This is a genomic window from Eubacterium sp. SB2 (assembly GCF_001244405.1).
In the GTDB taxonomy this organism is placed as follows: Bacteria; Bacillota; Clostridia; order Lachnospirales; family Lachnospiraceae; genus Faecalicatena; species Faecalicatena contortus_B.
Genome location: NZ_LN865151.1, coordinates 377,401 through 391,146, shown reverse-complemented (window position 1 = coordinate 391,146; position 13,746 = coordinate 377,401). Strand labels below are relative to the sequence as shown.

Here is a 13,746-nt window from a genome sequence, read left to right as displayed (position 1 = left end):
GCTTTTCTCCTTATATCTGTGAAGTCATCCTGTAATCACCGCTTCTTCTTCCCGTATACTCCTTCGAATACAGGAAACAGGCTACCTTCCTTTCACCAAAAAAGTAGGTTTTGGGCCGGCCTGTATGGCAGCACTCCATCGCATATCCGCAGCGGGGTGCAAACGGACAGCCTCTGGCGCTCTCTGCCTTCTGTCCTTGTTCTCCTGCTGCTGCCATCCCCCGGCGCTTCCTTGCTGTCCGCGGATCCGGGGTCAGGATCGCCGAAAGAAGCGCTTTCGTGTAAGGATGCCAGGGATCTTCGTAGATGGATTGTGTCGCCCCGGATTCCACAATACTTCCGGCGTACATAACCCCTATCCTCTGGCTGATTCTTTTTACCACGTTTAAATCATGGGATATAAACAGATAGGAAACCTGGGTTTCTCTCTGAATCTTTTCCAGCAGTTCCAGTATCTGCTCCTGAATCGAAACATCCAGCGCAGAAACCGGCTCATCGCAGACGATCAGCTCAGGCCTTAACATCAATGCCCTGGCGATCCCGATTCGCTGACGCTGTCCACCGGAGAAAGCCCGGGGATATTTTCCGGCGTCATCCGGATCCAGCCCTGCCAATTCCATGATATCCGCAACTTTCTTCTTTCTCTCATCCGGCGGATCCGCCGTGTTCAAAAGCAGCGGTTCTTCCAGTGTCTCCCGGACTGTCATCCTTGGATTCAGGGACGCATAAGGATCTTGAAACACCATCTGGATCTGGCGGCGCATCCCCTCCAGCTCTTTCCCCCGGTAAATTATCGTGCCCTCCGAAGGGGCATGTACACCGGTTATCATTTTAGCGACCGTTGTTTTTCCGCACCCGCTCTCTCCGACCAGGCCGTAGGTCTCCCCCTTATCAATCTCAAAAGAGACGTCTCGTACGGCCTCTGGCTGATTCCCTTTTGCCTGCCCGCCCCCGCCGGAATAGGATTTTGTCACATGCTTCAGTGTGAGCAGCGGCTCGGAGGATATTTTTTTCTTTGTCAGAGCGCTTAGGCTGTTAGCCCGCTCAATGAGCAGACGTGTATATTCTTCCCGGGGATCATAAAAGATTTCCTCTACGGTACCCTCCTCTACCATTTTTCCATTCTGCATAACCAGAACACGGCGGCACACCGATGCGATTACGCCAAGATCATGGCTCACAAGCAGAACCGCGGTCTCCGTCTCCTCGGCGATTCGGGCCAGCAACTTGAGGATCTGGCCTTGGACCGTCACATCCAGCGCCGTGGTAGGCTCATCGGCTATCAGAAGCTTTGGATCGCAGGCCAGTGCTATGGCGATAGCCGCCCGCTGGCGCATCCCTCCGGACATCTCGAAAGGATACTTGTCCAGGCACTCTTTCGGCCGCCGCAGCCCTGCCATGTCAAGCAGTTGTGCGGCTCTTTGCTTCGCCTGCGCACGGGTACAGCTTTTATTATGCGCGCGCACCGCCTCTGTGATCTGCCTTCCGATTTTTACCGTGGGATTCAGATAGGACAGCGGATCCTGGAACACCATAGCGATCTGGCTGCCGCGGATCTGCTGCATCTTTTTCTCATAGGCTTTTTGTTCCTGTTTCCGGGGCCTGCCTTCCCGGTAAGGAGGAGGCGCGATCTCTTCCCCATTCAAAAGCATTTTTTGGCACATCACCTCTGCGCGCTCGGGAAGCAGCCCCAGAACCGCCTGCATAGCCGTACTCTTCCCCGAGCCCGACTCTCCGACAATCCCCACGATCTCTCCCGGACCGATCTCAAAGCTGAGACTGCTCACGGCCTCGCCATTTGCATGTCTGTCATGAAATTGTACACTTAAATCCTGTACACTCAATACATTCATTTACAGTTAACCTTCCTCTTCCAGGCGGGACGCTCTCTCAAGCCCTGCCCCGATCAAATTTACAGAAAATATCAAAATACACAGCACCGCAATCGGATAAAACATCTGGGACGGATAGACCTGCATCTGGCTCCTGGCATCCTGTATCAATGTGCCCAGGCTCGCCACCGGTGCGGCTATGCCCACGCCCACAAAGCTGAGGAACGCCTCCGTAAATATCGCCTTCGGTATCTGAAAGGTGATATTCACGATTACCGGCCCTGCCGCATTCGGCAGCAAATGCTTCCTCAGAACTCTTACAGTGCTCGCTCCTGCCATCCTGGCAGCAACACAGAATTCCCTTTCTTTCAGCCGCATAACCTCGCCCCGGACAATCCGGGCCAGGTCTATCCAGCCGGATATGCAGATACCGAGCAGGATACTGCCCACATTTGCTCCCAGAACAAGCATAATGAGTATAACATACAAAAGGGAGGGGATCGCATCAATGATATCTGCAAGCCTCATCATGAGCATATCCGTTTTCTGACCTGCATATCCGGCGATACTTCCGTAGAAGATACCGATTACACCGCAGAACAGGGCGCTGCCAGCCCCCACAAGCAGGCTGATTCTGGTGCCGTACCACACTCTGACGAAGAGATCCCTGCCAAATTTGTCTGTCCCAAAGAGATGCTGCAGGGAAGAACCGGCGTTTTGAATCTCCACATTCTGTGTTTCATAGGAATAGGGTGACAACGCCGGTACCAGAAGAGCCAGCAGAATAAGCGCAGCCAGCAGAATCCCGCCTGTCAGCACATAGGGATTTAACTTCTTTTTGAAACCTGCAGGAGAACTGTCCGGCTGACAGACACTTAAGGACTGTCTCTGGTAAATCGTCTTTTTCATCGGCAGGCCCTCCTTACACGTGGATCCAGCCATGCACACAGCAGATCCGTAAGCAGATTGATACCGATCACCACGATTCCCATAAATACGGTCAGCCCCATGATCAGCGTGTAGTCCCGGTTTCCTATGGAATTCACGAATTCCCGGCCCAGTCCCGGTATAGTAAATATACTTTCAACTACAAAGCTTCCGGTCAGCAGAAATGCCGCCGCAGGACCGATATAATTCAGCACCGGAATCCAGGCGTTTTTCAAGATATGGGTAAGCGCCGTCCTGCCCGGCTTCAGACCTTTCGCCCTGGCCAGCAAGACATAGTCCTTCTGCATCTCCTCCCGGAATGTATTCTGCATCATCCGGGCAATCACCGCCGTCGGATATACTGCCAGCGAGATCACAGGCAGTATATAATTCTCCGGGCCGGTCAGGCCTGCAATGGGAAGGAGTTTCAGCTTCACCCCGAAGAAAAACATCAGAAGCAGGGCTATGACAAAATTGGGAATCCCGGTTCCAAGTATGCCTCCCAGGAATATGCCTCCTTTCACGGCCTTCCTGTCCGAAGATGCCTGCCAGATGCCAAGCAGTGTTCCCAACACCACGGCCGCCAGGATTGCCAGCCCTCCAAGGGCCGCTGTCATAGGCCAGGCACGGCGGATCACCTCCGCCACAGTCACTCCCGGCTTCTTATAGGAGACGCCAAGGTCACCCTGAAGAAGATTGCCCAGATACAGCCTGTACTGTTCCGTCATGGGCTTGTCCAGACCGTACTCCTCCTCCATGGATTTCAGAACATCACCGGACACATTTCCGCTTTGAAACGGGCTTCCCGGCATCAGGCGGGTCAGAAAAAACGCGGCTGTTACCAGCACGAAAAGAGAGAGGATACCGATAAATATCCGTTTGCCTGTATATTTCAGCATTAGAACTTCCTCCTTTCGTACTGTGCTTCCGGGTTTACAACTCTTTTGAAGCCAATTCTTCTATCAGCAGATCGGTCAGGCTGTCTATGGACGCCTTCTCGGAAACCCGGATCTGCATGTGATATTTTGCTGCCTCGGCTGCGGTCTGTTCTCCGATACAGACTGCCAGTATACTGCTGTAGTCCTTAAGCTCCATGGCATTTACAAAACCGCGGACCGTGGACGCGCTTGTGAATGTAACTGCATCAATCCCCCCCTCTTCAAAGAGGCCGGTGATTTTCTCCCGGATATGGCTGTGCGTCTTATAAACCGTCTCATAAAGCGCGATATCTTCTGCCTTAAGCCCTGCCTCCCTTAACGGCGGAAGCAGTTCCTCGGAACCAATCTTAGCCCGGACTATGGTTACACAGCTTCCCGGTTCTGCCGCTTCTGCCAGCGCCTTCCCCAGACTGGCGGCACAGTAGACCTCCGGCACCAGATCCGGGAACAGGCCATATTCCTGAAGCGCCTTTTCGGTGGCGCTTCCAATCGCAGCAAGCTTAATCACTGCCGGCCTGCCAAACAGCCGGCGCAGATCTGTTTTCATCTCAGCCAGCTGTTCGAAAAAGACCTCTACCCCGATGGGGCTTGTAAACACAAGCCATTCTTCTTTGGCACGGGTTCCGAATCTTTCCAGCGCCTCCTTCAGAACCGGATTGGGGGAAAGCGCCTCCGTCACAATCGCGGGCAGTTCTATCACCTGGGCTCCCAGTCCGCGCAGCCTTGCCGCCAGCCTGGAGCTGTTCTGCCGGGGCCTTGTGATGAGGATTTGTCTGCCCCCCAGCACCCGGTCTTCCGCCCAGTGGAACGTATCTGCCAGAGCGCAGACCTCCCCCACCAGAATAATGGCCGGGGTACCGATGCCGGCTTCTTTTGCTGCTTTTGGCAGCCCTGACACAGTGGAGACTACCCGCCGCTGGGCAGCGAGTGTTCCCTTTTCCAGTACAGCCGCAGGCATATTTTCGTTCATCCCCGCGTCCATAAGCCCTTTTAAGATGGTCTCCATGGAAGCAATCCCCATCAGGAATACGAGTGTCCCCCCAAGCCCCACGAGGGAAGGATAGTCAATTCTGCTGGTTCCGTCCTTTCTCGGATGTCCTGTAATCACATGGAAGGAGGAGGTATAATCTCTGTGGGTAATCGGGATTCCCGCATAGGCAGGTACTGCTGCCGCAGAAGTTACGCCGGGGACTACTTCAAAAGGAATCCCGTTTTCTTTCAGCAGCTCCAGTTCCTCACCGCCCCGCCCGAATATAAACGGGTCTCCGCCTTTCAGCCGCAGCACTTTTTTTCCTTTCCGGGCCTCCTCCAGCAGAATCTCATTGATCCCCTCCTGGGGAACCAGGTGGTGTCCGGACCGCTTTCCCACATGGATCAGTTCCTTTTCATCCGGAATCTGGCTCAGAATCTCTGCGCTGATCAGCGCATCATATACGATAACATCCGCCTCTTCCAGCAGCTGTTTCGTCTTTACGGTCAGAAGTCCCGCATCCCCCGGGCCGGCGCCTGCCAGCCAGACTTTTCCGCTCTTTTCCATCTCAATCCCTCCGTCTCATGTCTTCCGCCAAAGCTGCGCCAAGCTGCCTGGCATCCGCCGTATTGCCGATTCTTGTCTCTGTCCAGTAAGTATCATCCTCTTCGCGGTAATACAGACCGGTCAGTTTCAGTTCGCTGCCATTTGCCTCCGCGTGCGCCGCGACCGGTGAAGTGCAGCCGCCGTCCAGAGCTGCTACAAATTCACGTTCCGCAAGAGCCTCGGACCTGCTCTTTGCGCTCTCCACACAATCCAGGAAGGAATGGTCTTCCCCTTTTCTGCCCTGGACGGCCAGTATCCCCTGGCCGGCTGCAGGAACCATCTCTTCTGTGCTGAAGATCCGTCCGATGACATGCTCCATGTTCAGACGGCTCAGCCCTGCCGCTGCCAGGATCGTTCCGTCATAGCCCTCTTCCTCCAGCTTGCGCAGGCGGGTCTGGACATTTCCCCTGATCCCGCGGAACGTACATCCCGGATACAGTTTCCCAAGCTGCAGGCTGCGCCGTCTGCTGGAAGTCCCAATAACGCCGTTTTCGGGAACCCCGCCGCATCCCGGCCTGCAGATCAGCGCATCTCTTGGATCTTCCCGTCTGCTGTATGCGGCAATAGGCAGCTCCTCTGGTATCTCCATGGGCATATCCTTCAGGCTGTGCACGGAAATATCAATGCTTCCCTCTAAGAGTGCTTTATCCAGTTCCTTCACAAATAATCCCTTGCCGCCGATCAGTTCCAGGCTTTTGTCCAGGATTTTATCACCCGTCGTCTTCATCGTAACCAGTTCGACCTGTATCTCAGGATGGTTCTTCTGTATCAGTTCTTTCACTATTTCCGCCTGAATGACGGCCAGCCGGCTCTCCCGGCTTCCTATCCGAATGACAGAGCTCATGATGTATGGTTTCCTTTCTCCAAGATCTCATAAATTGCCTTCATATCCATATTTTCCCGGATAATATCCGCCAGCTTATCATATTGTTCTTCCTTGTAAACTGCAAGATCCACCGCTTTAACGGCCCCGGCGTCCAGACCCTTCTGCTTCAGAAGCACAGCCGCAACCGCTCCGGCCGCCTCCGGCCGGTCAAAAACCCCGTGCACATAACAGCCGCACACGCTCCCGGAAGCCGCACCGTCCAGCTTAACCGCTTTTCCCTGTACGTCGTCTTCCAGCGTAAGAACCGGCTTCTCATCTCCTATAAAATGTGTAGTTCCCATGTGAATTTCATATCCCTCGATTTCCACTCCGTTTAGCTCCTCCAGAACACCGCTCAGATTCCGGAACTGCCCGCTGACCCTGGTTCTTGTCTTCTGCGGCTCAAATACTGTTTTCACGGGAAGCAGCCCCATCCCCTTTACAGATCCCTGATGTTCCATGCCCTGCGGATCCACGATTTCTTCCCCGAGCATCTGGTAGCCGCCGCAGATGCCGAAGACCAGTTTGCCCGACGCTCCATGGCGGATCACTTTAGCCTCCAGCCCGTTCTGGCGCATCCACAGCAGATCTTCGATAGTATTCTTGCTGCCCGGCACGATCACGGCATCCGGGCTGCCGAATTCTCCCGCAGAGGTTACGTACCTCACCGAAACGCCCTCTATGCATTCCAGCGCCAGGAAATCCGTAAAATTCGAGATACGGGGAGTACGGATCACCGCGATATCCAGTATCCCCACGGTTCCCTTTTTATCAAACCGTTCCGTCAGACTGTCCTCATCGTCAATGTCCAGGTAAAAATAGGGAATCACCCCCTGCACCGGCACCTTTGTTCTTTCCTCCAGCATATCCAGGCCGGGGCGCAGGATTTCCTTGTCCCCCCGGAACTTATTGATCACGGTGCCTTTAATCCGGTCCCGCTCCTCCTGATCCAGAAGCTCCAGTGTTCCCACGATCTGTGCAAACACACCGCCCCTGTCAATATCCCCTACAAGCAGCACCGGAGCATCCACCAGCTTTGCCATCCCCATGTTTACGATATCATCGTCCTTCAGGTTGATCTCCGCCGGGCTTCCCGCGCCTTCGATCACAATGATATCATATTGTTTCTCCAGCTTGTGATATGCCTCCAAAATAGCCGGAATATACTCTTTTTTATGACGGTAGTACTCTGCCGCAGACATCACACCGGTTACCTCGCCGTTTACAATCACCTGGGAGCCCGTGTCATTGGTCGGTTTCAGAAGAATCGGGTTCATCTCCACGCAGGGCTCTATCCCCGCAGCTTCCGCCTGCATGACCTGTGCTCTGCCCATCTCCAGGCCTTCCTTTGTGATATAGGAGTTCAGCGCCATATTCTGTGATTTAAAAGGGGCTGTTTTGTACCCGTCCTGCCGAAAGACTCTGCAAAGCCCTCCCACCAGTATGCTTTTTCCTGCATTAGACATTGTTCCCTGGATCATAATTACCTTTGCCACTGTTCTCCCATCCTTTCTGCACTCTGTATTTCTTTCCGCCCGCAGATCTCTTCCAGTGCGCGGATCAGCAGGCGGTTCTCCTCCCTGCCTTTCACGGCCACCCTGTAATATCCCTTTTTCAGTCCTTCGTAATTGCTGCAGTCTCTGATCAATATCATTTTTTCTTTCAGCAGTGTAAATAAGTCATAACTGCTTTTCAGAAGCATATAATTTGCTGAGGACGGAAAATACCTGACTCCTATTCTTTCAAATTCTTTTTCCATCATTTTCCGTTCCTCACTCACAAAAGCCCTGGTAGTTTTTACCCGTTCTTCCTCTTTCAGGGCCGCAATTCCCGCCGCCTGTGCCGGAGCCGACACGCTCCATGGCTGTCTCACCCGTTCCAGTTTTTCCAGCAGTTCCTCATCCGAACAGATTCCGTATCCCAGACGCAGCCCCGGCATGGCATGCATCTTTGTAAATGCGCGGAGCAGAAAGAGCTTGCGGTACTTCCGTACTTTTTCGGGAGCGAAAACCAGTTCCTGATTTTCCAGAAATTCGTAAAAGCATTCATCCAGTACCATCCGGATTCCCAGCCTTTCACATTTTTCTGCAATCTTCTCCATCAGATCCGGCTCTATCATATTGCCTGTAGGATTATCCGGTGCGCAGAGAAAAATCAGATCCACATCCTCTGTCAGCATATCAAGATATTCCTCTCCAAGCCGGAAACTCTCTTCCTCCCTGAGATAATAATATCTGATCCCGCAGCCCGACGCTGCAAGCGCCTGCGCATATTCCGCAAAAGAAGGCGCTGTCAGCACGGCCTGTTTCGGCCTTTCGGCGGAAACGAGTGAGAAGATCAGATCCGCAGCCCCATTCCCGAATACCAGCCTCTCCCCGGACACGTCCAGCTGTTTTGCCAGCGCCTCCCTGAGGGCACGGCACCTGCTGTCCGGATAAGCCCCGACCGAGTCCATCGCCCGGCATGCCGCCTCCTTCACCGCGGTACTGGGCCCAAAGGGGTTGATATTTGCGGAAAAATCGGTCATTCCTCTGTATGTGTAAATATCTCCGCCATGTATGTAGTCCATGGGAACCTCCTTATTTTCGTTATATGCCATATTCGAAACAAAATTGCAGACACGCGCTAGGGCCTGTGTTATGGGATGGCCTCTTCTATGGTTTAGAACCAGAACAAGAGCAGCAGAATCTTTACTGCGCCTGCCAGAAGAAATGTAAGAACCGCCGTCCCATAGAGCAGTCTGCATGCTCTCACAATATCCTCCGCCTCCACGGGCCTGAGCGCATCCCCAATGTATTTTTTCTTATACAGCTTTCCAAAATAGCATGCATCCCCCGCCAGCTGTATCCGGAGCGCCCCGGCACAAACGGCTTCTGTCTGGGCGGAATTCGGGCTGGCATGGTTCATCCGGTCCCTCCGGTAGATTCTCCAGGCATTCTTTCCGTCCATCCCCAGCAGATATGCGGCCGCCGTCATCAGCCAGGCGGACAGCCTTGCCGGGATAAAGTTCAGCACATCATCCAGCTTTGCGGCAGTCCTTCCCAGATACAGATATTTTTCATCTTTATAACCGATCATGGAGTCCATCGTATTAACCGCTTTATAGAAAAATCCAAGGGGCGCACCGCCAATCATCATGAAGATCAAAGGGGCCGTCACTCCGTCAGAAGTATTCTCAGCTACGGTCTCCACTGCTGCCTTAACCACGCCCGCCTCATCCAGCTGATCCGTATCTCTTCCTACAATCATGGACACGGCTTTGCGTGCTCCCGGAAGGTCTCCTTTTTTGATCTCATCGTATACCTTCCGGCTCTCCTGCTTTAAGGATTTCGCCGCCAGAAGCTGATAGCACCAGAAACTCTCCAGTACGAACCGCAGCGCCGGATGGATCCTCCCTGCGGCATACAAGAAGATACAGGGTATCGCAACCGATACCGCAATCACAAGGATACAGAGCACGGTTCCTGCCCGGAGCAGTTTCTTTTCATCCCTCCCGCACAGGGCCCTCGCCTTTTTTTCCAGCCATGCAATCAAGGCCCCGATCAGCCTCACCGGGTGATAAAGCCACACCGGATCGCCGCATATAAAATCTAATATAAATCCTGTCCCACAGGCGATCAGTGACATCATAACTTCTCAATCTCCCCGCTTACTCTGCTGCCTTGACGCCAGGCTTCTTCATCCAGCACCACCCGGTATCCTCCGCCGTTTTCCGGCTGCCAGTGATAGAACTCTCTTTTTTCTTCATCAATGCGGGACAGCACCGCCATAATCGTGCCGCCGTGTACTACCATGGCCGCCTTTTTCACACCTTCCGAGATCAGACGGTCCACGCATTCGCAAAATCCCTCCACGCAGCGCTGTTTGAACAGCTCCGGATCCTCACCCTCTGGGAAAGCTATGGTCCCGTTTGATTCCAGCCATTCCTGGTAAGCCGGAATCTCTTTCAATTCTTCATAGCGTTTCATTTCAAAAAGACCAAAGTCACATTCCCGCATTTTCTCAGAAAGAACAGGAGTTTTATCCGGAAATATGCAGGCTGCCGTCTGGATACATCTTTTCATGGGGCTTATGATTACCTGCTCCGCATCCCGGCAGAAGTCCTGCCTTTCTCGGATAAGCTGCTCCCTTCCCTTCAGGTCTGCCAGCGGCTCATCAGTTCTTCCTATATATCTTTTCTCAATATTTCCCGGTGTCTGAAAATGCCGGATCATGATTATCTCCATCCAATCCCTCCTGCCAGAACAATCACGGTAAGCATGGCCAGTTCACAGAGCTGCAGGAAGTACCCCGCCAGATCTCCGGTTATGCCCCCGAATTGTTTTTTACATGTATGCCTATAGTATAGAAATACCAATACCGCTGCCGCCAGAGCTGCTGCTCCCAGCACAGGGCTTTGGACCAGCATCAGCGCACCTGCGGCAAGAAAACACAGGCTTGTCACTGCACGCACGATCTTTTTCTGGGCCCCGTCCTGGAATGTCCTCGCCAGCCCGCTGTTGCGCGCCGCCGGAAAAGTTACGACAGAAAATCCGCTCATGGAGCGGGAAATCACGTATCCGCATGCGATCACCGGCAGCATATCTTTGGTCACTTCACTCCATACCGCGGCATTCCACAGAAAATAGCAGCACATGCCGAGAATCGCAAACGCCCCGGAATTAGAGTCTTTCAGAATAGCCAGCTTTTTCTCCCGGTCACCGTAGGAACTGAGCGCATCCATGGTGTCCATAAAGCCGTCCATGTGGATGCCTCCGGTCACCAGCACGGGCAGCAGCGTCATTGCCGCCGCAAGCAGAAACTTACCTGTGGCGAAGTCCAGCAGAAGTCCGCCCACTATGACTTCCAGAACGCCAAGCACGGCCCCGACTACCGGGAAAAAACACATCGCATACTTCATATTTTTTTCATTCCAGTCCACCCGCGGCATAGGAATTTTAGAATACATAGAAAATGCAATCGCACAGGATTTCAGCAGATACATAAGGTTCCTCTTTTCTTTCTCAGATTACTCCCGGTAACATCACTGCCCTGTCTTAGCGTGTGTCTCCGGATTTACTTTATTTTAGTATTTCGTATTTCTCAATATTTGTTTCTTCAAAGGTGCTCATCTGGAGATATACCTGCAGCCCCATCTCCAGGAGCGGAAATACCGCCACCGCGCCGCTTCCTTCCCCAAGGCACATGTCGCAGGTCAGAAATGGCGCCAGCCCAAGCGCATCCAGCAGCATCTGTCCCGCCGGTTCCTTGGATACGTGGGAGGGCATCATATAATCCAGCGATGCCGGCACGAGCCTGGCTGCGCACAGCGCTGCAACTGCAGAGATAAAGCCATCGACAACAACCGGAATATGATAAAGCGCGCCGCCCAGATAGACTCCGGCAAGCCCGGCAATATCCAGGCCTCCGACTTTTGCCATCACATCCAGGGCATCGTCCCTGTCCGGCCTGTGTCTGCGGATTGCCTCTTTGATCACACTGATTTTGCGTTCCAGGCCTTCACTTGTCAGCCCGGCACCTTTGCCAGTCACCTCTTCCACCGGCCTGTCCAGAAGGACTGCTGCCACAGCGCTGCTTGTCGTCGTATTGCCGATTCCCATTTCACCGGTGGCCAGAATGTCATATCCCTGCTCTTTGAGTTCTCCCGCAATCCGGATCCCTGTCACCACGGCCTGCCAGGCTTCCTCCCGGCTCATGGCCGGTTCCTTTGCCAGATTTTTCGTGCCGCAGGCCACTTTTCTGTCCGCCCTCGTAACGGAAGGAACATCTGTCACCATCCCGATATCCACCGGAAACAGATCCGCGCCCGCGACCTCACTCATGATTGCGACGCTTGCCGCTTTTTTCGTAAAATTATCCGCAACGATTGCTGTGACTTCCTGACCCGTCTGTGTGACCCCCTCCGCCACAACGCCGTTGTCCGCACACATGATAACCAGGCCCCTCTTTTTCAGTTCATATTGGGCGCTTCTTTTCATCCCCGCAATCCGAATGACAGCATCCTCCAGCTTCCCCAGGCTGAACAGGGGCTTTGCCACGGACATCCACCGCCTCCGGGCAGCCTCAGCGCTGGCTTCATCGGCCGGCTCGATCTGTACCCTCAGTCTTTCCAATGTCATATCTTCTTTTTCTGCAGTCATTTCTCAAGGTCTCCTTTTTTTACATTCTTCTATAAAACGGCCGGCAAATGCCTGGTTTGAATAAAAGTGGATATGGGGAAATCCTGCGAACAGGCTGCCTTCCATGTGAATGCATTCCCACTTTCTTTTACGATCGGTCTTGACGGCAAGGCAGTCTGTTCCATTGTCTGTACTGTCCCAATAATGAAACTCATGTCCTCTTACCTTTTCCCCTTTTTCCAGATATGGCCCCGCTTTCATGGCTTCCAATTCTATATAGCCAAAGCGTACCAGGCGCTTTGTCCGGAATGCTTTTCCTGGTATCACTCCCGCCATTCGGCGTACAATGCCTTTATCGTCCTCCATCTCTTCATGCAGATACAGAAAGCCGCCGCACTCTGCAAGGCAGGGGAGGCCGTCTGCAAGCGCCTGTTTTACCGAACTGCGCATGGGCGCATTCTTTTCCAGCTGCTCTGTATACAGCTCGGGATAGCCGCCTCCCAGGATAAGGCCCTGGATGTCATCCGGAAGAGAGCGGTCTCTTAAGGGGCTGAACTGAACCAGCTCACAGCCCGCCTTTTCCAGAAATTCCAGATTGTCTTTATAGTAAAAGCAAAAGGCTTCATCTCTGGCAACCGCAATCCTGACCGTAGCACCGGCAGCAGGTTCTTTCCCTCCTGTTTGCTTCGCCCGCGCGGCTTTTGTGCCTGCGGCATAAAACGCCTTTTTATCACTGTACCAGACCTCCGGCATTCCCCCCGAAAACTGTGCAGCGATCTTCAGCAGGCAATCCAGTTCCACGGTCTCTGACAGGATCCTTCCGGCCTCTTCCAGGCGCTCTCTGATCTCTCCGATTTCCTGCGGCGTCACCAGGCCCAGATGCCTGCTCTCCAGCCCAAACACCGGATTCTCCGGCACATAGCCTATCACAGGGATCGGATACCCCGCCTGTGCCAGGCCGGTTTCGATCATCCGTTTCATCTTCGGATAGAGCATCCCGGATACACGGTTTAACAGGATCCCGCTGATATTGCTGTCCTTGCGGAATCCAAGGATCCCCTGAATGACAGGAAGAACAGAAAGCGCCATGCCCTTGCACTGGACAACGAGAATTACCGGCGCCTTCAGGGTCCGCGCCACATCGTAGGAACTGCCTCTTTCACTGTCCAGCGCCATTCCGTCATAATATCCCATGACCCCTTCTATAACCGTTATGTCTGCCTGTTCCGCATGCTCATGAAATAAGGCCCGCATGACCTGCGGCTCGCAGAAAAATAAATCCAGGTTCTCGGATTCAATCCCCAGAACTTCCCGGTGGAACATGGGGTCAATATAATCCGGTCCGCATTTGCATGCGGCCACCTTCATCCCCTTCTGTTTCAGAGCCGCCATCAGTCCGCAGGAAATCACGGTCTTACCGCTCCCGCTGGAAGCAGCGGCTATCATAAAACTTGGAATCTGCATACCTGCTCTTCTCCTCTCAGTTCCTG

General features: G+C 53.5%; 12 protein-coding genes. All 12 read right to left on the bottom strand.

The genetic code is table 11. The features are described from left to right. Positions 1–10 precede the first annotated feature (10 nt). Entirely contained in the window at positions 11–1,852 is a 1,842-nt protein-coding gene (locus BN1938_RS06590) for an ABC transporter ATP-binding protein (protein ID WP_050639837.1), read from the bottom strand. Positions 1,853–1,858: 6 nt separating this feature from the next. Beyond that, the gene (locus BN1938_RS06585) at positions 1,859–2,740 is read right to left on the bottom strand and encodes an ABC transporter permease (protein WP_242843817.1); all 882 of its coding nucleotides are present in this window, start codon (positions 2,738–2,740) and stop codon (positions 1,859–1,861) included. After that, positions 2,737–3,657, bottom strand: a complete 921-nt coding sequence (locus tag BN1938_RS06580; protein ID WP_050639835.1) for an ABC transporter permease — start codon at positions 3,655–3,657, stop codon at positions 2,737–2,739. The genes BN1938_RS06585 and BN1938_RS06580 overlap by 4 nt, the downstream gene beginning before the upstream one ends. 34 nt (positions 3,658–3,691) lie before the next feature. After that, positions 3,692–5,233, bottom strand: a complete 1,542-nt coding sequence (gene cobA / locus BN1938_RS06575) for a uroporphyrinogen-III C-methyltransferase (protein WP_050639834.1) — start codon at positions 5,231–5,233, stop codon at positions 3,692–3,694. Between the two features lies 1 nt (position 5,234). Beyond that, positions 5,235–6,116, bottom strand: coding sequence for a hydroxymethylbilane synthase (gene hemC / locus BN1938_RS06570; RefSeq protein WP_050639833.1), 882 nt, complete (start codon positions 6,114–6,116; stop codon positions 5,235–5,237). Next, positions 6,113–7,633: a cobyric acid synthase gene (locus tag BN1938_RS06565; protein ID WP_050639832.1), complete on the bottom strand. Its 1,521-nt coding sequence runs from the start codon at positions 7,631–7,633 to the stop codon at positions 6,113–6,115. The genes hemC and BN1938_RS06565 overlap by 4 nt, the downstream gene beginning before the upstream one ends. Beyond that, a complete protein-coding gene (locus BN1938_RS06560; RefSeq protein ID WP_050639831.1) occupies positions 7,621–8,706 on the bottom strand; it encodes a pyridoxal phosphate-dependent aminotransferase in 1,086 nt (361 codons plus the stop codon). Before BN1938_RS06560 ends, BN1938_RS06565 begins: the two co-directional genes overlap by 13 nt. 92 nt (positions 8,707–8,798) lie before the next feature. After that, entirely contained in the window at positions 8,799–9,767 is a 969-nt protein-coding gene (cbiB, locus tag BN1938_RS06555) for an adenosylcobinamide-phosphate synthase CbiB (RefSeq protein WP_050639830.1), read from the bottom strand. Beyond that, the gene (locus BN1938_RS06550; RefSeq protein ID WP_050639829.1) at positions 9,764–10,363 is read right to left on the bottom strand and encodes a histidine phosphatase family protein; all 600 of its coding nucleotides are present in this window, start codon (positions 10,361–10,363) and stop codon (positions 9,764–9,766) included. Before BN1938_RS06550 ends, cbiB begins: the two co-directional genes overlap by 4 nt. Beyond that, positions 10,354–11,121, bottom strand: a complete 768-nt coding sequence (gene cobS / locus BN1938_RS06545) for an adenosylcobinamide-GDP ribazoletransferase (protein ID WP_050639828.1) — start codon at positions 11,119–11,121, stop codon at positions 10,354–10,356. Before cobS ends, BN1938_RS06550 begins: the two co-directional genes overlap by 10 nt. A gap of 76 nt (positions 11,122–11,197) precedes the next feature. Continuing rightward, entirely contained in the window at positions 11,198–12,277 is a 1,080-nt protein-coding gene (cobT, locus tag BN1938_RS06540) for a nicotinate-nucleotide--dimethylbenzimidazole phosphoribosyltransferase (RefSeq protein WP_242843816.1), read from the bottom strand. 3 nt (positions 12,278–12,280) lie between these two features. After that, positions 12,281–13,720: a cobyrinic acid a,c-diamide synthase CobB gene (locus tag BN1938_RS06535; protein ID WP_050639827.1), complete on the bottom strand. Its 1,440-nt coding sequence runs from the start codon at positions 13,718–13,720 to the stop codon at positions 12,281–12,283. Positions 13,721–13,746 lie beyond the last annotated feature (26 nt).